The sequence below is a fragment of the Rhizobium sp. LjRoot254 genome (assembly GCF_964254105.1).
Lineage (GTDB): Bacteria > Pseudomonadota > Alphaproteobacteria > Rhizobiales > Rhizobiaceae > Rhizobium_E.
In genome coordinates this window covers 4,950,001-4,967,499 of sequence record NZ_CAXUSM020000001.1, presented here as the reverse complement: position 1 = coordinate 4,967,499, position 17,499 = coordinate 4,950,001, and the positions used below count along the sequence as shown (strand labels likewise).

Sequence of the window (17,499 nt, the reverse complement as noted above, 5' to 3'; positions counted from 1 at the left end):
CAGCCGGATTGCTAAATATCTAGCTTCAGGGACCGCAAAAATGCCGGGGAATGCCGTCCGGATTGCATTTCCCAGCCCCGCGCCTACATAGGAACGGAATTCGGCGCGGAAAAATGCATGGCCGAGGTAACAACGAGTAGAACATGAGCGAAGAACACAATCCTTATGGAACGATGCATGCCACGACCATCATCACCGTCCGCAAGGGCGGGCACGTGGTGATGGCGGGCGATGGCCAGGTTTCGCTGGGCCAGACAGTGATGAAGGGCAATGCGCGTAAGGTGCGCCGGCTTGCCAAGGGCGAGGTAATCGCGGGCTTTGCCGGCGCCACCGCCGATGCCTTCACGCTGCTCGAACGGCTGGAATCCAAGCTCGAGCAATATCCCGGCCAGCTGCAGCGCGCCTGTGTCGAGCTTGCCAAGGACTGGCGCACCGACAAGTATCTGCGGCGGCTCGAGGCCATGATGCTGGTTGCCGACAAGTCGATCACGCTCGCTGTCACCGGCAATGGCGATGTGCTGGAACCGGAACATGGCACGATGGCGATCGGTTCGGGCGGCAACTACGCCTTTGCAGCGGCCCGCGCGCTGATGGACAGCGACAAGTCGGCCGAGGAAATCGCCCGCAAGGCGATGGGGATCGCCGCCGATATCTGTGTCTATACCAACCACAATGTCGTGGTGGAGACGCTGGATGCCGCCTGATTCCACCAGGATCAGCTTTGCGCCGGTCACGCCGGAGCACTATTCCCTGCTCGGTGCGTGGCTCGCCGCGCCGCATATGCGGGAATGGTGGGGCGATCCCGAGGAGGAGCTGCGTTTCATCCGCGACATGGTCGAAGGCCGCGACACGACGCGTCCCTTCATGATCGTGCTCGACGGCGAGCCCATCGGCTATATCCAGTACTGGTTCATCGGCCATCACCAGAACGAGCAATGGACGAAGGACCATCCCTGGCTCAAGGGACTGCCGCCGGAAACGCTCGGCATCGACCTCTCCATCGGTGATCCCGCGAAGCTTTCGCAGGGCATCGGCTCGACGGCGCTTGCCGCCTTCGTCGCCGTGTTGCGCAGCCAAGGCCATCAGAGCATCATCATCGATCCCGATCCGGCGAATGTCCGAGCGGTGAGGGCTTACGGGAAGGCGGGCTTCCAGCCGATTCCCGAACTCCTGGGCCGCGCCGGCGACGACGTGCTGATCATGCAACATCATCTGAAAGCGAACGAGATATCATGACCACCTTTACCCCGCGCGAGATCGTCTCCGAACTCGACCGCTACATTATCGGCCAGCAGGACGCCAAGCGCGCCGTGGCGATCGCGCTGCGCAACCGCTGGCGTCGCCAGCAGCTGACCGGCGACCTCAAGGATGAGGTCATGCCGAAGAACATCCTGATGATCGGACCCACCGGCGTCGGCAAAACAGAGATTTCCCGGCGTCTCGCCAAGCTCGCCGGTGCGCCTTTCATTAAGGTCGAGGCCACCAAGTTCACCGAAGTCGGCTATGTCGGCCGCGATGTCGAGCAGATCATCCGCGATCTCGTCGAGGTCGGCATCACGCTGGTGCGCGAGAAGAAGCGCGCCGAGGTCAAGGCCAAGGCGCATATCAATGCCGAGGAGCGGGTGCTCGACGCGCTGGTCGGTGCCACCGCCTCGCCCGCGACCCGCGATTCGTTCCGCAAGAAGCTGCGCGCCAACGAGCTTGATGACAAGGAGATCGATATCGAGGTCGCCGACACATCCGGTGGTTCGGGATTCGAGCTTCCCGGCATGCAGGGCGCGTCGGTGGGCGTGTTCAACCTCAACGACCTCTTGGGCAAGGCCATGGGCGGCCGTTCGAAGAAGGTCAAGACGACGGTCAAGGACAGCTACGGCCTGCTGGTCGCCGACGAATCCGACAAGCTGATCGATTCCGACCAGATCAACCGCGAGGCGGTGCAGTCGGCCGAGAATGACGGCATTGTCTTCCTCGACGAGATCGACAAGATCGCGGCGCGCGACGGTGGCATGGGCGCAGGCGTGTCACGCGAAGGCGTGCAGCGCGACCTGCTGCCGCTGGTCGAAGGCACGACGGTTTCGACCAAGTATGGGCCGGTGAAGACGGATCATATCCTGTTCATTGCTTCCGGCGCCTTCCATGTGTCGAAGCCCTCCGACCTCTTGCCGGAACTTCAGGGGCGGCTCCCGATCCGCGTCGAGCTAAAGGCACTGACCAAGGAGGATTTCCGCCGCATCCTCACCGAGACCGAGGCGAGCCTCATTCGTCAGTATGTAGCCCTGATGGCGACCGAGGGCGTCAAGCTCGACTTCACCGAGGACGCGATCGACGCGCTGGCCGATGTCGCGGTCAAGCTGAACTCGACGGTCGAGAATATCGGCGCCCGGCGGCTTCAGACGGTGATGGAGCGGGTGCTCGACGAGATGTCCTTCGACGCGCCCGACCAGGACGGCCAGGAACACCAGATCGACGCCGCCTATGTCGAAAGCCATGTCGGCGAACTGGCGGCCAATACGGACCTGTCGCGGTTTATTCTCTAGGTATCGGCAGGCTTGTCCTTGAGTTTCACCGGATGGCCGGCAAGGCCTTCCGGTGGCGCTCGATACTCACCGACCTCGACGGTTTCGAATGGCTCCGGTTCGTATTGGTCGGGGTGCCATTCGTCCTTCGGGTCATGGACGTCGGTCTGGAGATAGCCCGGCCTTTCCCTGTTGGCCAGATGGTAGACAAGTCCGACAACCGCTGCGAGGGCGCCCAGCCTCAACAAGAAGAACAATGGACCTATGGGACGTTCGGCTCCGCCATACGCAATCATGGCGTGAATCTACATCAGGCAATAGCGATTGGATAGATATCCGCTCGCATTCCTGTCGGAATCATGAACGGCGGCTTCAGGGTGGGTTCAATAAGGGTGCACTAGTTTGGCACCATCCGAGCAAGGTGCTCACCTGGAGGAAATTCCCATGAAAAAGCTTGCACTTACTGTTGTTGCCGCCGTTGTCGCAACTGTCGGCATGGTATCTGCCGCATCGGCCGATTCCCGCCGCGGCGACGACGAATGGCGCCGTCACGGCCATCACGAAAACCGTCATGCGGACCGTGACGACAATTGGCGCCGCGGCCATCACGACGGCTGGCGCCGTCATCACTGGCGTCGCCACCATGGCCCGCGCATCGTCTTCCGCGGCGACTTCTACGACGATTATTGCTTCGTCAAGAAGGTCCGCCGCTACGATGACTGGGGCAATGTCTACATCAAGCGCGTGCGCATCTGCCGCTAATAGATTGCAAATTCCGCCGACCATGTGTATATAAATACACATGGTCGGGGTGGAAACTGACAGTAGCAAGATCATCCGAAGGCTCAGGGACGATGGCTTCGTTCCTGTTTCGGTGAAAGGCTCCCATCACAAGTTCCGCAAGGATGGGAAAACTGTGATTGTTCCTCATCCGAAGAAAGACCTGCCTGTCGGGACCGCCCGCAATATCGCCAAACAGGCGGGCTGGCTGTGAGGCCGTCCCTCTTGCACACGGGAGTTGGATGATGCGCATCTATTATGCAGTTGTTGAGCAGGATGGGGACAGTGCCTATGGCGTCTCCTTTCCCGATCTTCCCGCTGTCTTCTCGGCTGCGGACGAGGAAGGGGACATCGTGACGAATGCGATCGAGGCGTTGCGCCTCTGGTCGGAAGACGAATTGCTGCCGGAGCCCTCGTCCATATCAGCGATCCGTGCCCGCTCGGACGTGCTGGCGGCGCTCGCCGCCGGTGGATTTCTGGTGCGTGTGCCATTGATCGAGGACGATACACGGGTCGTGCGGGTCAACCTCACCTTCGAGGCGGGCATGCTCGACGCGATCGACACGGAGGCGAAGCGGCGCGGCCTGACCCGCACTGCGTTTCTCGCCAGCGCCGCCCGTAAGGAGATCGAAGCGGCTGCGTGAGAGGGGATTTCGACCCCTGGCGCGCCAATCACCCAACTCTTTATTTCGCCATCATTGCGGGCCATGCGCTCCATCCGGTATAACGATCCAAAGCCAACCGGATTTTCACGCCCTTGCGCCGTTTTCTCCTCACGCTTCTCGCCCTTGCTGCCTTCACTCTCAGCACGCTCGTGCCCGTCCAGGCTGCGTCCGTGGTGCCTGCGGGTAACCGCAATGTGGAGCAGCCGGCGGTGCCTGGTGCCTCCAAGCGCCGCACCAAGGCGGGCAAGACCACGTTCGACCGGAAATATGCCAAGGTCGTCAGGCTGCTCGCCCGGGACAAGAAGCTGATTTCGAAGATCAAGTCGATCGCGGGACAATACGGCATCGCGCCGATCCACATGGTCGGCGCCCTGGTCGGCGAACATACCTACAATGTCGACGCCTATGACCGGCTGCAGTCCTATTACGTGAAGGCCGCCGCCTATTCCGGCGACAAGTTCCGCTTCGCCTATGAGGGCCAGTCGATCCAGCAACTGATCGCGCTGCCGCAATTCGCCGATTGCGCATCCAGCTCGGGCTCCTACGAACTCTGGACCTGCCGCGAGCGGGTGTGGAACAAGTCTTTCCGGGGAAAGAATGTCGGCGGCATGGCCTATCCCAACAATCGCTTTTCAGCGGTCTTCTTCCAGCCCTTCTACGCCGGCCAGACCTTCGGCCTCGGACAGATCAATCCGCTGACGGCGCTGGAACTCTCCGATCTCGTCAGCCGCGTCTCGGGCTATCCCAAGCTCGACGAGAACGATGCGGGCGAGGTCTATGCCTCGATCATGGATCCCGACAAGTCACTGGCCTACATGGCGGCTTCGATCAGGATGTCGATCGACGAGTATCGCAAGATCGCCGGCGTCGATATTTCGGGGAATCCCGGCATCACCGCGACGCTCTACAATACCGGCAATCCGCGCGAACGCGCCTATGAGCTGAAGGCGAGGGGTGCGGGCACGCTTCCCGAAGAGAACTATTATGGCTGGCTGATCAACGACAAGCTGGCCGAACTCGAGGCACTTCTCTAGATGGATATCAGGCCGGAACCTTTCGAACCACCGGCGCCGATACCACGCACCATCCCGCCGTCGCGGCTGGAAATCATCAAGGTCATGTTCCGCAATCCCCTCGAACTGTGGGGAAAGCCGAGCTATACGCTGCCCTGGCTGCAGGTGAAGTTCTTCGGCCAGCTGACGACGATCTGTCATGATCCCGGCCTCATCAAGCATGTCCTGGTCGACAATGCGGCGAATTACGCCATGCAGCCGATCCGCCAGCTGGTGCTCCGCCCGATCCTGCGCGATGGGCTGCTGACCGCCGAAGGCGATGTGTGGAAGCGCTCGCGCAAGGCCATGGCGCCGGTCTTCACGCCGCGCCATGCGCGCGGCTTTGCGAGCCAGATGCTCCGGAAGTCTGAGGAGTTTGCCGAGCGCTATGCTGAGCCGGCTAAGCATGGGGCCGAGGTCAACATCGCGACGGGCATGACGGAACTCACCTATGAGATCCTCGCCGAAACGCTATTCTCCGGCAATATCGCGACCGGCACGGATGGTTTCGCTGACCGAGTCGATTCGCTGCTCGGCAATATGGGCCGCATCGATCCCATGGACCTGCTGCTGGCGCCGGCCTGGATTCCGCGTGTCACGCGCTTTTCCGGCCGCAAGGCGCTGAGGGCCTTCCGGCAGATCGTTTCCGAGACCATGGACGCGCGCCGAGCGCAGATGGCGTCAGGCGGTCATGTGCCGGATGATTTCCTGACGCTGCTCTTGAAGATCGAAGGGCCTGACGGGCTGACCCGCGACGAGATCGAGGACAATATCCTCACCTTCATCGGCGCGGGCCACGAAACGACGGCGCGCGCGCTGGCTTGGACGCTCTACTGCGTCGCCGAAAGCCCGCATTTCCGCGTGCTGATGGAAGAGGAAATCGATCGCGTGCTGGCCGACGGCGCCGATCCTGTCGACTGGCTCGACCTGATGCCGCATGTCCGCGCGGCCTTCGAGGAGGCCTTGCGCCTTTACCCGCCTGCGCCCTCGATCAACCGCGCGCCTGTGAAGGACGACACCTGGACCGCCGAGAACGGCACGGTCCTGCACCTGCCCGCCGGCGAATCGGTGCTGGTCATGCCCTGGACGCTGCATCGCCACGAACTCTATTGGGATCGGCCTAGGCATTTCATCCCCGAACGCTTCCTGCCTGAGAACCGCGACCGAATCGGACGCTTTCAATACCTGCCCTTCGGTGCGGGTCCCCGCGTCTGCATCGGCGCGACTTTCGCGCTGCAGGAGGCGGTGATCGCGCTTGCCGTGCTGATGAAGCGCTACCGCTTCGACGTGACTGAAAATACGACCGCATGGCCGGTGCAGCGGCTGACCACCCAGCCGCTCAACGGGATTGCCCTTCGGGTGTCGGCGCGCTGAGCTTGTGCTCGGGCTTGGCAATCTTCTTGATCCGAGCGCAGGTCGATTCGCCGACATTGTCGCAAGGGCGGTAAGTGACGATCTCGCTGCCGGAGCCATCCGCCCAGACGACCTGGATCGTCAATGTCTTGGCTCCGTTCGGCGGCAGCTCGATATACATGAACTTGCCGGGATCGTCGGAATCCGGGATGTTGAAGGGTTGCTGCGGATCGCAGGGTCCGAGCGGAAAGCGCTTGTCGAGTGCTTCCGAGTTGACAGAGTAGCGGACCTCCGAAAGCCGGCAGCGCATGGTCTGCAATGCCGTGAAATAGATCAGTTGCTTGCCCGAGAATTCCCGGAACTGTACCCAGCCCGGTTGCCGGTTGGCATCCAGCATCGCCTTGTACATCGACATATCGGGCAGTTCCGGCTGGTACTCGTCCTCGTCGCCCTCCTGTGCGAAGGCCGGCATGGCAGCCATTGCCGCCAGCATTGCGGCTGCGATGCCGCGCGAGATTCGACTGATTCTGCTCATAAAGCCTTCCCTAGGGGTCATTGACCCGATATTTTTCGCGTGCGCCTGTCGCATACCGCACTGGATAAAGTGTGGGCAATGCCATATCCCGGGAACGTGGGAAACGTGCCTCGAAGCCGTGTTGGATTCAAGGCATGGGTCCGTATTCCGGTCAATATGAATGGTAGACGGCGTGGCATTGCGATTTCTTCTCGGCATCGACACTGGCGGCACCTATACGGATGCCGTGCTTTTCAACCCCGAAGAGGGCGTCAAGGCCCGGGCCAAGGCGCTGACCACGCGGCACGACCTATCGGAAGGCATTCGCGGCGCGGTCGACAACGTGCTGTCCGAGACGGGCACCGAGCCCTCGTCGATCCGGCTTGCCTCGCTTTCGACCACGCTTGCCACCAATGCGCTAGTCGAAGGCCAGGGCGGCCGCGTCTGTCTCGTCATGATCGGCTTTGGACCTGAAGATCTGGAGCGCGATGGCTTGAAGGCGGCGCTCGGCACCGATCCGGTCGTCTTCCTTCCCGGCGGGCACAATGTCCACGGCCATGAGGCGCCGCTGGACACGAGCGCACTGACCGGACAGCTGGACGCGCTTGCCAATTCGGTCACCGCCTTTGCAATCGCCGGCTATTTCGCCGTCCGCAATCCGGCCCATGAGCTCCGCATCCGCGATCTCATTCGCGAAACAACCCATCTGCCGGTCACCTGCAGCCATGAACTGTCCTCCAAGCTCGGGGGGCCGCGCCGGGCGCTGACGACCCTGCTCAATGCCCGGCTGGTGTCGATGATCGACCGGCTGATCGGCTCCTCGGAGGATTTTCTCAAGGCGCGCGGCATCACCGCGCCGCTGATGGTGGTGCGCGGCGACGGTGCTCTGATTTCGGCTGCCGAGGCCCGGCTGCGCCCGATCGAAACCATTCTCTCCGGCCCGGCGGCAAGCCTTGTCGGCGCTCGCTTCCTGACAGGGCTCGACGATGCCGTGGTCTCCGATATCGGTGGCACGACGACCGACGTGGCGATCCTCGACGAGGGCCGCCCAAGGCTCGATGAGAACGGCGCCGTGGTCGGCGGCTATCGCACCATGGTCCAGGCGGTGGCGATGCGCACCTATGGCCTCGGCGGCGATTCGGAAGTGCATGTGAACGCACGCGGCCTCGAGGGCGCGTTGACGCTCGGACCCCGCCGTGTGCTGCCGCTCAGCCTGATCGCCAAGCTGCATGGCGCCAGCGTTCGCGACACGCTCGACAAGCAGATCAAGGCAACCCATGCCGGGCGTTACGACGGCCGTTTCGCGATCCGCTCCGGCCTGCCGGATCGTTTCGCCAGCGGATTGTCGCCGGCCGATGAGGGGCTTTATGCCCGCGTGGCCAATGTGCCGATCGCGCTCAATGATCTGCTCTTGAGCTCGATCCAGAAGGCCTCACTCGACCGGTTGGTCAGCCGCGGTCTCGTGCATATCTCGGCGATCACCGCATCCGATGCGATGCATCTGCTCGGCCGGCAGGGCCAGTGGGACAAGGATGCCGCGCGACTGGGCCTCGAACTCGCCTGCCGTATCCGCGATGGATCGGGCAAGCCGATCGCGAGTTCGGCCGTTGAACTGGCTCACAAGATCGAGGCGCGGATGACGCGCCAATCGTCCGAGGTGATTCTCGCCGCCTCGCTCGGCGAGGACGGCGTCGAGAACATCGATCCCGCCAAATCCGTCTCGATCGACCGCTCGCTCAACCGCACGCCGGGCGTGGTGCGCTTTTCGCTGGCGCTCGACCGGCCTTTGATCGGTCTCGGCGCCTCCGCGCATGTCTATTACCCCGCGATCGCGGCGATGCTGGGCGCCGAATCGGTGATCCCCGCCGATGCGGGCGTCGCCAATGCCGTCGGCGCAGTGGCCGGCGAGATCAGCCAGACCGTACTCGTCACCGTCACGTCACCCGATGAGGGCGTATTCATCATCTCGGGCGGCGGGCGGACGGAGCGCATGACCGGCGAGAAGAAGACCTTCGACCTCGCCCGGACCCGCGCCCGGGAGATGGCCGTCCGCATGGCGATCGACAGCGGCGCCGAAGATCCCGTGGTCCGTTTCCACGAGGAGATCGAGGCGCCGGAGATCGAGGGACAGCGAAAGCTGGTGGAAGCCCGCTTTGCCGCCACCGCCTCCGGCCGTCCCCGGATCACCTGAAAAGCCTGAGCGAGACGCTTTGCCACTTCAGTGCAATTGACTGACATGACAAGCTGACGCAGTGTCTGCCCGGACTTGAATTTTGGGAGACGCGCGGCATGGCGATGATTGACGAACACGGGCTTCATATCGACGAGGAACTGCATGGTTTCCTCGTCAACGAAGCTTTGCCGGGCACGGGCATCAAGCCGGACAAGTTCTTCAAGTCCTTTTCCGAGATCGTCCACGAGTTGGAACCCAAGAACAAATCGCTGCTGCAGAAGCGCGACGCGATGCAGATGCGCATCGATGACTGGCACAAGGCGCATGGCGCGCCGTCCGATATGGCCGTCTACGAAGCGTTCCTGCGCGAGATCGGCTATATCGTGCCGGAAGGCCCGGATTTTTCGGTCTCCACAGACAAGGTCGATCCGGAAATCGCTGTTATCGCCGGGCCGCAACTCGTCGTACCCGTCTTGAATGCGCGCTACGCGCTGAATGCCGCCAATGCCCGCTGGGGTTCGCTTTACGATGCGCTCTATGGCACCGATGCCATTCCCGAGACCGATGGTGCGACGAAGGGCAAGGGCTACAATCCCGCTCGCGGCGAGAAGGTCATCGCATGGGCGCGCGATTTCCTCGATGCCTCGGTGCCGCTTGCCGGCGGCAGCTGGAAGGCCGTGGCCAAGCTTGCCATCCGCGACGGCGCGCTGATCGTCGTCAACGAGGCCGGAGAGACCGGCCTCAAGGATCCGTCACAATTCGCCGGCTATCTTGAGAATGATCTCTGCGACCTGCAGGTCCTTCTCCGGCAAAACAATCTGCTGATCGAGATCCTCGTCGATCCGACCAGCGAGATCGGCAAGTTCGATCTCGCCAATATCTCGGATGTCTGGCTCGAATCGGCGATCACCTCGATCATGGATTGCGAGGATTCGGTCGCCGCCGTCGATGCCGCCGACAAGGTCGTCGTCTATCGCAACTGGCTGGGGCTGATGAAGGGTGACCTTGAGGAGGAGGTCTCGAAGGGCGGCAAGACCTTCACCCGCAAGCTCAACCCGGATGTCGAATACAACAAACCCGATGGCGGCAAGCTGCTGGTCAAGTGCCGCTCGCTGATGCTGGTGCGCAATGTCGGCCACCTGATGACCAATCCGGCGATTCGCGACAAGCACGGCAACGACGTGCCCGAAGGCATCATGGATGCGATGATCACGGCGCTGATCGCGCTGCACGACATCGGCGTCAACGGACGGCGCAAGAACTCCGCAACCGGCTCGATGTATGTGGTCAAGCCCAAGATGCACGGCCCCGAGGAAGTGGCTTTCGCGACCGAGATCTTCACCCGCGTCGAGCAGGCCCTCGCAATGCCGCTCGACACGATCAAGATGGGGATCATGGACGAGGAGCGTCGCACCACGGTCAACCTCAAGGAATGCATCCGCGCCGCGCGGGGTCGCGTCGTCTTCATCAATACCGGCTTCCTCGACCGCACCGGCGACGAGATCCACACTTCGATGGAAGCCGGCCCGATGATCCGCAAGGGCGACATGAAGCAGGCCGCCTGGATTTCTGCCTATGAGAACTGGAATGTCGATATCGGGCTGGCCTGCGGCCTTTCGGGCCGCGCCCAGATCGGCAAGGGCATGTGGGCGATGCCCGACCTGATGGCCGATATGCTGGAACAGAAGATCGCCCACCCCAAAGCTGGCGCGAATACCGCCTGGGTGCCCTCACCGACGGCCGCGACCTTGCATGCCACGCATTATCACCGCGTCAATGTCGCCTCGGTGCAGGCAGGGTTGAAATCGCGCGCCCGGGCAAAACTCTCCGACATATTGAGCGTGCCTGTCGTGCCGCGTCCGAACTGGACGGCGGAGGAAATCCAGCAGGAGATCGACAACAATTGCCAGGGCATCCTCGGCTATGTCGTACGCTGGGTGAGCCAGGGCGTCGGCTGCTCCAAAGTGCCCGATATCCACAATGTTGGCCTAATGGAAGACCGCGCGACGCTCAGGATCTCGGCCCAGCACATGGCCAACTGGCTGCATCATCATGTGATCTCGGAAGCCCAGGTCATGGAAACCATGAAGCGCATGGCCGAAGTGGTCGATGGCCAGAATGCAGGCGACCCGCTCTACGAGCCGATGGCGCCGCACTTCGGCTCGTCCGTCGCCTTCCAGGCAGCACTCGAACTGGTGATGAAGGGCCGCGCCCAGCCGAACGGCTACACCGAACCGGTGCTGCACAGGCGCCGGCTGGAGCAGAAAGCCAAGGCGGGGACGGCCTGATCGATGACAGTCACACTCTACGGTGCCGACTATAGTTGCTATGTGAGAATCGTCCGCTTGGCGCTCGAGGAGAAGGGCGTCGAATATCGGCGTGTTCCGGTCGATATCTTTGCCGAGGAGGAGCGGACGCCGGAATATCTCGCCAGGCATCCGTTCGCCAAGATCCCGGCATTCGAGCATGATGGCTTTGCACTCTATGAGGCCTCGGCGATCACTCGCTATATCGACGCCGCGTTCGATGGCCCGCCGCTGCTGCCGACCGAGCCCAGGGTCACGGCGCGGGTCGATCAACTGATCTCGGTCTGCGATTCCTACGTCTATCAACCGCTGGTCTGGGACGTCTTTGTCGAGCGCGTCGAAACGAAAAAGCGGAGTGAACGGCCTGACGAAGAGCGAATCGCCAACGGGCTGGCGAAGGCGCGGATCAGCCTGACGGCCATCACCAAGCTGATGAGCGGCAAGACCTGGCTGGCGGGCGAGAACATAACGCTCGCCGACCTTCACCTCGCGGCAATGATGGATTTCTTCCTGATGACGGAAGAAGGCCGCAAACTGATGGGGATATTTCCCGCACTCAGCGCCTGGTGGCAGCGCATGAAAGCCCGGCCAAGCATGCTGGCGACGCCATATCCGGATTGATGGGCTACCAAAATAAAGAAAGCCGCCAGGTTGCCCCAGCGGCTCTGCCCAGTCCCCCGACCGGAAACTAAATTACAGCACCACCACGCGGGCGCCCTTGCCGGGGCGGACGCGTGAATAGAGGTCTATGACATCCTGATTGATCATGCGGATGCAGCCCGACGAAGCGGCGGTGCCGATCGAATTCCATTGCGGCGTGCCATGGATACGGAACAGTGTATCCTTCCCCTTGTCGTCGAAGAGATACATCGCGCGTGCGCCAAGCGGATTGCTGATGCTCGGCTCCTGGCCCTTTTCGACATATTTCGCGTATTCCGGCTTGCGCTCGGCCATTTCCGCCGGCGGATGCCAGGTCGGCCATTCCTGCTTCCAGGCGATATAGGCCTCACCCTTCCAGGCAAAACCTTGCTTGCCGATGCCGATGCCGTAGCGAACGGCCTTGCCGCCACCCAGCACGTAATAGAGGAAACGATTCTTCGTATCGACGATGACAGTGCCGCGCTTCTCGGTCGACGGATAGGCGATGATCTGGCGATGGAACTTCGTGTCCAGCTTCTTGATCGGGATCGCTGGGAGCGCGTAGCCCGAATCGGTGACTTTGCCGTAAGAATCAGAGAAGATCTGGGAGGTTTCGATATTGCCGGTTTCGGCCGTAGTTGAGCAGGAGGCAGCGCCCAGGCTGAGCATGATGCCGAATGCCGTAACAAGTGTGCGTACGCGCATCTTATTCTCTTGTAAAAGGTGAGCAGCCGGGCTCCCCGCGAGCCGGCTGGTGGAGCAAGGTGTATGGCTTTCACGCGCTGATTTGCAAGGGGTTGAGCGGCCCGGCGCACCTGCGATGCACGCAAATGGAAAAGCCATGACTTTTTTGCAACATAGCCTGATGGCGGCTGAAAGAGACTGAAATGGCGATATTATCGATCCATGGCGACAATCCGCTGAAAGACGGGCGTCAATCGGCCCGTGCGCTTGCCATAAGACGCGGCATGCAGAGGCTGCTCATCGATATGCGCCACGTCACGCTGCCGGAGCTGAGCCTGCGCAGCGGGCGCCGCGCCGATATTGTCACTTTGTCGGAAAAGGGTGAGATCTGGATCATCGAGATCAAGTCCTCGATCGAGGATTTCCGGGTCGACCGCAAATGGCCGGAATACCGCAATTTCTGTGATCGGCTCTATTTCGCGACCCTGCCTGATGTGCCAGAGGCGATCTTTCCCGAGGACGCAGGGCTGTTCATCGCCGACCAGTACGGCGCCGAACTCATCCGCGATGCGCCCGAGCACCGCCTGGCGCCCGCGACACGCAAATCCATGACGCTGAACTTCTCACGCATCGCCGCGGCACGCCTGATGCATGCGGAATGGGCGGCCGACCGGCTGGGCATTCCCAATCCGAACGAGCCGACGGCGGACGAATCAGCGGATTTCTGATCGTGAAGGCCGATTACTTCGGCGCGCGCTTGGCGAGAATGCGCTGCAGCGTGCGGCGATGCATGTTGAGCCGGCGCGCCGTCTCCGACACGTTGCGGTCGCACATCTCATACACGCGCTGGATATGCTCCCAGCGGACGCGATCGGCCGACATCGGATTCTCAGGCGGCTCAACCTTCTCACCACCCTTGCGGGTCAGCGCCGCGAATACCTCGTCGGCATCGGCGGGCTTGGCGAGATAGTCGACAGCGCCGAGCTTAACAGCGGTCACTGCCGTCGCGATGTTGCCGTAGCCGGTCAGCACGATCATGTGGCTGTCGTCGCGCTTCGAGCGGATCGCCTCGATGACGTCGAGACCCGAACCATCGCCGAGCCGGAGATCGACCACCGCATATTTCGGCGGCCGGCCCTTGGCCTTGGCGACGCCTTCCGCGACCGTTTCGGCGGTCTCGACGGTGAAGCCGCGGGTTTCCATGGCTCGCGCCAGGCGTTTCAGGAAGGGGGCGTCATCCTCGACAATGAGGAGGGAAGGGTCGGCACCTATGGCATCCGCGTGCCCGGTCTTTGGATCGTTCATCATTCAGCTCTCAATAGCCAGCAATCGTCATTTATATCCAACATGACAATAAATAGGTTGCGGCAACTGGAAATACGACAATCAGCCGGAAACGTCCATGAATTCGCGCTTCCATTCGACCTTGATTCGCGCGCCCGGCGAGTTTTCGAACGAAAGTTCGGCGCCTGACCGTTCCAGCAGCGTCTTGGCGATGAACAAGCCGAGGCCCAACCCGCCGGCCTTGGCCTGCGGATTGCGGCGCGTCACATAGGGGTCGCCGATGCGCTGCAGGATGTCGGGCGCAAAGCCCTCGCCGTCGTCCTCGATCATGATCGTCACCCTCTCCTTGTCGTGGATGACGGTGACGGTGACCTTGGATTTCGCATAATCGACAGCGTTTTCAATGAGATTGCCAAGCCCGTACATGATGCCGGCATTGCGCCGCCCCATCGGCTCGTCGCCGCGCGGCGAGAGTTCGATCACCTCGATCGCGATGCCGAACTCGCGATGCGGCGCCGTGACCTCCTCGATGAGAGAAGAGAGCGGCAGGAGCTTCATGTGCTCCTCGTTGTCGGCGGAGAGCGTGGTCAGCCGCTTCATGATGTCGCGGCAGCGTTCGGCCTGCGAAATCAGCAGATGAACATCGTCATAAAGCCGGTGTCCGGGCTCGATCTCGCGGCTCATCTCCTTGGCGACAAGCGAGATGGTGGCAAGCGGCGTGCCGAGCTCATGCGCTGCGGCGGCGGCAAGCCCGTCGAGTTCGGAAAGATGCATCTCCCGTTGCAGCACCAGTTCGGTCGCGGTGAGTGCCTCCGAAAGCTGGTTGGCCTCATGCGACACCCGATAGGCGTAGAAGGCGGCGAAGGATGTGGTGGAAACGATGGCGAACCACATGCCGGCCAGCAGCAGCGGCTCGAACGGCACGACGCTGCCGGGATACCAGGGCAGCGGAAAGGGCGAAAAGACGAGCGCCGTAATCGCCAGCATCGCCATGACAACCAGAGCCAGCGAGAACCGGATCGGCTGCGCGGCGCTCGATATAATGACGGGTACGGAGATCAGCGGCGCGAAGGGATTGGAGATGCCGCCTGTCACATAAAGAAGTGCAGTGAGCTGCAACAGGTCGAAAGCCAGCAGCGCCAGCGCCGACGACGGTTCGAGCCGCCATGTCGCGGGATAGGAGAATTGCAGCCAGGCATTGACCACCGCGAGTGCTGCGATCAGCAGGGCGCAGATTTCGATCGGCATCGAGAACTGCAAGAACACACCGACGATGAGAACCGTGACGGTCTGGCCGCCGACTGCCAGCCAGCGCAGGCGCACCAGCGTCTCGAGCCTGAGCTTGCGGCTTTCCGGTCCTTCGCGGACGAGTTCCACGACCATGTCGGCTCCTTGTGTTATGTGCCGCGCGGTTTGGCGCGTGCGGTCGGCGGTGCCTCGGCCGGATTTTCCGGCCAGGGATGTTTCGGATAACGTCCGCGCATGTCGGCCCGAACATCCCGCCAGGAACCGGCCCAAAAGCCCGGCAGGTCGCGTGTCGTCTGGATCGGACGATGTGCCGGCGAGGTCAGTTCCAGCGTCAGCGGTATCCGGCCACCGCCGATCGCGGGATGGGTCTTCAGGCCGAACAGTTCCTGCACCCGCACCGAAACGAGCGGTTCCGCGCCACTATAATCCACGGGATGGCGGTTGCCAGCCGGTGATTCGAAATGCGTCGGTGCGAGCTTTTCGAGATCGCGGCGCAAGTCGTGCGGCACGAGGCTCATCAATCCATCATGCAGAGAACCCGCGTCGATCGAATCCAAGCCCCTGATGTCGGTTTGGTAGGGCAGGAACCAGTCCTCCAGCGATTCGAGGAGCGCCGCATCGCTGACATCCGGCCACGGCTCGCCCAACGTCCGGTGCAGGAAGCCGATTCGTTCACGGAGTTGCGCGGCAGCTTTCGAAAACGGCAGTGTCTCGATTCCCAGCAGCCGCACACCTTCCGCAAGTGCTGCTTGCGCGGCAGGTCCGGTCGGGCGGGGCAGCGGAGATTCCTCGAAGATAATGGCGCCCAGCCGCGTCACCCGCCGAGCGCGGACCTGCCGGCTCGCTGGGTCAAAGAGGGACTGGTCTTCGCGGACAATGGCATTCGGAAGCTCTTCTTCTATCTCGGCGCGCGAAATTTCCGCCGCGGCGAGAATCCGCTGCGCGCCGGCGCGGCCGGTCAGGTCGGCGATAACAAGCATTTTCGCGCCGGCCAGCCGTTCGGTCTGCATGATCTCGCCGCCCCGGCCATTGGCCATGACGAACCGGCCACGTCCGCCGCGCTGGAGCGCGACCCTGTCGGGAAAGGCGTGCAGGAGAAGACGACCGGCATGGACGGGCACTCCCTTTTCCTTGGCGCCCGGCAGCGAATCGGCGAGCCGCCTTGCCAGCCGGCGCGATGATTCGGCCCGCTCGCCGCGCTCGTTGCGGAACCGGCCAAGCCGCTCTTCCAGATCGATCGAATTGCCGCCAAGCCCCTGTTCGGTGATCAGGACCGCGAGTTCGCAAGCCGCCAGACCCTGCCCTTCATGCGAAGCGGCCACAGCCATCGCCGCCAGCCGGGGCGGCAGCGCCAGGTCGCGAATCAGTTTGCCCTCTGTTGTGATCTGGGCTTTTTCATCGAGCGCGCCGAGCGACATCAGCAAAGCCCGCGCCTCGGCGATCGCTGCGGCCGGCGGTTGGTCGAGAAACGAAAGCTGGTCCGGCCCGGAAACACCCCAATGCGCGAGATCGAGGATCAGCCCCGAAAGATCGCTCGCCAGAATCTCCGGCGGCGTGAAGGCTTCGAGTGCAGCATTCTGCCCCTGATGCCAGAGGCGGATGGCAATTCCGGGTTCGGTTCTCCCGGCGCGGCCGGCGCGCTGGTCGGCCGAGGCGCGAGACACGCGGCGCGTTTCCAGCCGCGTGATTCCCGTGGCGGGTTCGAACACGGGCAGCCGCTGCAACCCGCTATCTATGACGATCCGAACGCCATCGATGGTGATCGAGGTCTCGGCGATTGAGGTCGCCAGCACGATCTTGCGCTTGCCTGGCGGCGCCGGCTTGATCGCCTGGTCCTGCTCGGCCTGGCCGAGATTGCCATAGAGTGGCGCGACGATCGTGTCGGGGCCGAATCGCCCTTCCAACCGCTCGGCGGTACGGATGATTTCGCGCTGGCCCGGCAGGAAGGCGAGGATGGAACCTGGTTCGCCGGCAAATGAATCGGAAATCACCCGCGCCATCACATCCTCGATACGCTGGTCGGTATCGCGATCCTGGTAGCGGATATCGATCGGGAAGCTGCGGCCCATGCTCTCGATCATAGGCGCATCTCCCATCAAAGCCGCGACCCGCGAAACATCGAGCGTCGCCGACATCACCAGTATCCGGAGGTCGTCGCGCAGCCCGGCTTTCACGTCGAGCGCCAGCGCCAGGCCGAAATCCGCATCCAGAGACCGCTCGTGGAATTCGTCGAAGATCACGCATGCGACACCGCCGAGCTCGGGATCGTCGAGGATCATCCGGGC

At 62.4% G+C, this 17,499-nt stretch carries 18 protein-coding genes (1 of these 18 only partly in view); 12 read left to right on the top strand and 6 right to left on the bottom strand.

Going from position 1 to position 17,499, the window contains the following annotated elements:
- Positions 1 to 143: 143 nt before the first annotated feature.
- From hslV to hslU, 3 genes are read left to right on the top strand one after another with little or no spacing between them, the layout of a single operon-like run.
- Positions 144 to 704: an ATP-dependent protease subunit HslV gene (gene hslV / locus ACSQ26_RS24505; RefSeq protein WP_308737881.1), complete on the top strand. Its 561-nt coding sequence runs from the start codon at positions 144 to 146 to the stop codon at positions 702 to 704.
- Positions 694 to 1,236, top strand: coding sequence for a GNAT family N-acetyltransferase (locus tag ACSQ26_RS24500; protein ID WP_436013555.1), 543 nt, complete (start codon positions 694 to 696; stop codon positions 1,234 to 1,236). The genes hslV and ACSQ26_RS24500 overlap by 11 nt, the downstream gene beginning before the upstream one ends.
- Positions 1,233 to 2,537, top strand: coding sequence for an ATP-dependent protease ATPase subunit HslU (gene hslU / locus ACSQ26_RS24495; RefSeq protein WP_436013553.1), 1,305 nt, complete (start codon positions 1,233 to 1,235; stop codon positions 2,535 to 2,537). The genes ACSQ26_RS24500 and hslU overlap by 4 nt, the downstream gene beginning before the upstream one ends.
- Here the strand turns inward: hslU and ACSQ26_RS24490 are convergent.
- Positions 2,534 to 2,812 carry a hypothetical protein gene (locus tag ACSQ26_RS24490; RefSeq protein ID WP_436013551.1) on the bottom strand — a complete coding sequence of 93 codons (279 nt, stop codon included), beginning with the start codon at positions 2,810 to 2,812 and terminating at the stop codon, positions 2,534 to 2,536. The two genes, hslU and ACSQ26_RS24490, sit on opposite strands and share 4 nt — an antisense overlap.
- A gap of 148 nt (positions 2,813 to 2,960) precedes the next feature.
- Between ACSQ26_RS24490 and ACSQ26_RS24485 the strand changes: the two genes are divergently transcribed.
- The 5 genes from ACSQ26_RS24485 to ACSQ26_RS24465 all read left to right on the top strand — a co-directional run bounded on the left by ACSQ26_RS24485 (position 2,961) and on the right by ACSQ26_RS24465 (position 6,387).
- A complete protein-coding gene (locus ACSQ26_RS24485; protein WP_436013549.1) occupies positions 2,961 to 3,278 on the top strand; it encodes a hypothetical protein in 318 nt (105 codons plus the stop codon).
- A gap of 49 nt (positions 3,279 to 3,327) precedes the next feature.
- On the top strand, positions 3,328 to 3,510 hold the full coding sequence (locus ACSQ26_RS24480; RefSeq protein ID WP_436015453.1) for a type II toxin-antitoxin system HicA family toxin: 183 nt from the start codon (positions 3,328 to 3,330) through the stop codon (positions 3,508 to 3,510).
- Between the two features lie 31 nt (positions 3,511 to 3,541).
- Positions 3,542 to 3,940 (top strand): type II toxin-antitoxin system HicB family antitoxin, encoded by a 399-nt coding sequence (locus tag ACSQ26_RS24475; RefSeq protein ID WP_436013547.1) that lies wholly within the window; start codon positions 3,542 to 3,544, stop codon positions 3,938 to 3,940.
- A 113-nt stretch (positions 3,941 to 4,053) separates the two neighbouring features.
- Complete coding sequence (locus tag ACSQ26_RS24470; RefSeq protein WP_436013545.1) at positions 4,054 to 4,995, top strand: DUF1402 family protein; 942 nt, start codon at positions 4,054 to 4,056, stop codon at positions 4,993 to 4,995.
- Entirely contained in the window at positions 4,996 to 6,387 is a 1,392-nt protein-coding gene (locus ACSQ26_RS24465; RefSeq protein WP_436013543.1) for a cytochrome P450, read from the top strand.
- On the opposite strand, the gene ACSQ26_RS24460 is transcribed toward ACSQ26_RS24465, so the two are convergent.
- Positions 6,353 to 6,901, bottom strand: coding sequence for a hypothetical protein (locus ACSQ26_RS24460; RefSeq protein ID WP_436013541.1), 549 nt, complete (start codon positions 6,899 to 6,901; stop codon positions 6,353 to 6,355). The two genes, ACSQ26_RS24465 and ACSQ26_RS24460, sit on opposite strands and share 35 nt — an antisense overlap.
- Positions 6,902 to 7,073: 172 nt before the next feature.
- Here ACSQ26_RS24460 and ACSQ26_RS24455 point away from each other — a divergent pair, with 172 nt between their 5' ends.
- The 3 genes from ACSQ26_RS24455 to ACSQ26_RS24445 all read left to right on the top strand — a co-directional run bounded on the left by ACSQ26_RS24455 (position 7,074) and on the right by ACSQ26_RS24445 (position 11,980).
- Entirely contained in the window at positions 7,074 to 9,071 is a 1,998-nt protein-coding gene (locus tag ACSQ26_RS24455; protein ID WP_436015451.1) for a hydantoinase/oxoprolinase N-terminal domain-containing protein, read from the top strand.
- A 98-nt stretch (positions 9,072 to 9,169) separates the two neighbouring features.
- Complete coding sequence (locus tag ACSQ26_RS24450; protein WP_436013540.1) at positions 9,170 to 11,341, top strand: malate synthase G; 2,172 nt, start codon at positions 9,170 to 9,172, stop codon at positions 11,339 to 11,341.
- A 3-nt stretch (positions 11,342 to 11,344) separates the two neighbouring features.
- Positions 11,345 to 11,980, top strand: coding sequence for a glutathione S-transferase family protein (locus tag ACSQ26_RS24445; protein WP_436013538.1), 636 nt, complete (start codon positions 11,345 to 11,347; stop codon positions 11,978 to 11,980).
- Positions 11,981 to 12,052: 72 nt separating this feature from the next.
- Here the strand turns inward: ACSQ26_RS24445 and ACSQ26_RS24440 are convergent, their stop codons facing one another.
- Positions 12,053 to 12,703 (bottom strand): L,D-transpeptidase, encoded by a 651-nt coding sequence (locus ACSQ26_RS24440; RefSeq protein WP_436013536.1) that lies wholly within the window; start codon positions 12,701 to 12,703, stop codon positions 12,053 to 12,055.
- Positions 12,704 to 12,885: 182 nt separating this feature from the next.
- Between ACSQ26_RS24440 and ACSQ26_RS24435 the strand changes: the two genes are divergently transcribed.
- Positions 12,886 to 13,410 carry an MmcB family DNA repair protein gene (locus ACSQ26_RS24435; RefSeq protein ID WP_436013534.1) on the top strand — a complete coding sequence of 175 codons (525 nt, stop codon included), beginning with the start codon at positions 12,886 to 12,888 and terminating at the stop codon, positions 13,408 to 13,410.
- A 13-nt stretch (positions 13,411 to 13,423) separates the two neighbouring features.
- On the opposite strand, the gene ACSQ26_RS24430 is transcribed toward ACSQ26_RS24435, so the two are convergent.
- From ACSQ26_RS24430 to hrpB, 3 genes are all read right to left on the bottom strand, one after another.
- Entirely contained in the window at positions 13,424 to 13,990 is a 567-nt protein-coding gene (locus ACSQ26_RS24430) for an ActR/PrrA/RegA family redox response regulator transcription factor (RefSeq protein WP_436013532.1), read from the bottom strand.
- A gap of 78 nt (positions 13,991 to 14,068) precedes the next feature.
- Complete coding sequence (locus ACSQ26_RS24425) at positions 14,069 to 15,349, bottom strand: ActS/PrrB/RegB family redox-sensitive histidine kinase (protein WP_436013530.1); 1,281 nt, start codon at positions 15,347 to 15,349, stop codon at positions 14,069 to 14,071.
- Between the two features lie 14 nt (positions 15,350 to 15,363).
- Positions 15,364 to 17,499: the 3' portion of an ATP-dependent helicase HrpB gene (gene hrpB, locus ACSQ26_RS24420; protein WP_436013528.1), read on the bottom strand. Its footprint extends 327 nt past the window's final position; the window shows 2,136 of its 2,463 coding nt (coding positions 328–2,463); its start codon lies off the right edge, out of view; its stop codon occupies positions 15,364 to 15,366.

Coding starts and splice junctions, on each gene's coding strand:
- ACSQ26_RS24425 (WP_436013530.1), bottom strand. CDS start 15,349: ATGGTCGTGGAACTCGTCCGCGAAGGACCGGAAAGCCGCAAGCTCAGG.
- ACSQ26_RS24475 (WP_436013547.1), top strand. CDS start 3,542: ATGCGCATCTATTATGCAGTTGTTGAGCAGGATGGGGACAGTGCCTAT.
- ACSQ26_RS24485 (WP_436013549.1), top strand. CDS start 2,961: ATGAAAAAGCTTGCACTTACTGTTGTTGCCGCCGTTGTCGCAACTGTC.
- ACSQ26_RS24445 (WP_436013538.1), top strand. CDS start 11,345: ATGACAGTCACACTCTACGGTGCCGACTATAGTTGCTATGTGAGAATC.
- ACSQ26_RS24465 (WP_436013543.1), top strand. CDS start 4,996: ATGGATATCAGGCCGGAACCTTTCGAACCACCGGCGCCGATACCACGC.
- ACSQ26_RS24440 (WP_436013536.1), bottom strand. CDS start 12,703: ATGCGCGTACGCACACTTGTTACGGCATTCGGCATCATGCTCAGCCTG.
- hslU (WP_436013553.1), top strand. CDS start 1,233: ATGACCACCTTTACCCCGCGCGAGATCGTCTCCGAACTCGACCGCTAC.
- ACSQ26_RS24450 (WP_436013540.1), top strand. CDS start 9,170: ATGGCGATGATTGACGAACACGGGCTTCATATCGACGAGGAACTGCAT.
- ACSQ26_RS24435 (WP_436013534.1), top strand. CDS start 12,886: ATGGCGATATTATCGATCCATGGCGACAATCCGCTGAAAGACGGGCGT.
- ACSQ26_RS24500 (WP_436013555.1), top strand. CDS start 694: ATGCCGCCTGATTCCACCAGGATCAGCTTTGCGCCGGTCACGCCGGAG.
- ACSQ26_RS24460 (WP_436013541.1), bottom strand. CDS start 6,901: ATGAGCAGAATCAGTCGAATCTCGCGCGGCATCGCAGCCGCAATGCTG.
- ACSQ26_RS24430 (WP_436013532.1), bottom strand. CDS start 13,990: ATGATGAACGATCCAAAGACCGGGCACGCGGATGCCATAGGTGCCGAC.
- ACSQ26_RS24490 (WP_436013551.1), bottom strand. CDS start 2,812: ATGATTGCGTATGGCGGAGCCGAACGTCCCATAGGTCCATTGTTCTTC.
- hslV (WP_308737881.1), top strand. CDS start 144: ATGAGCGAAGAACACAATCCTTATGGAACGATGCATGCCACGACCATC.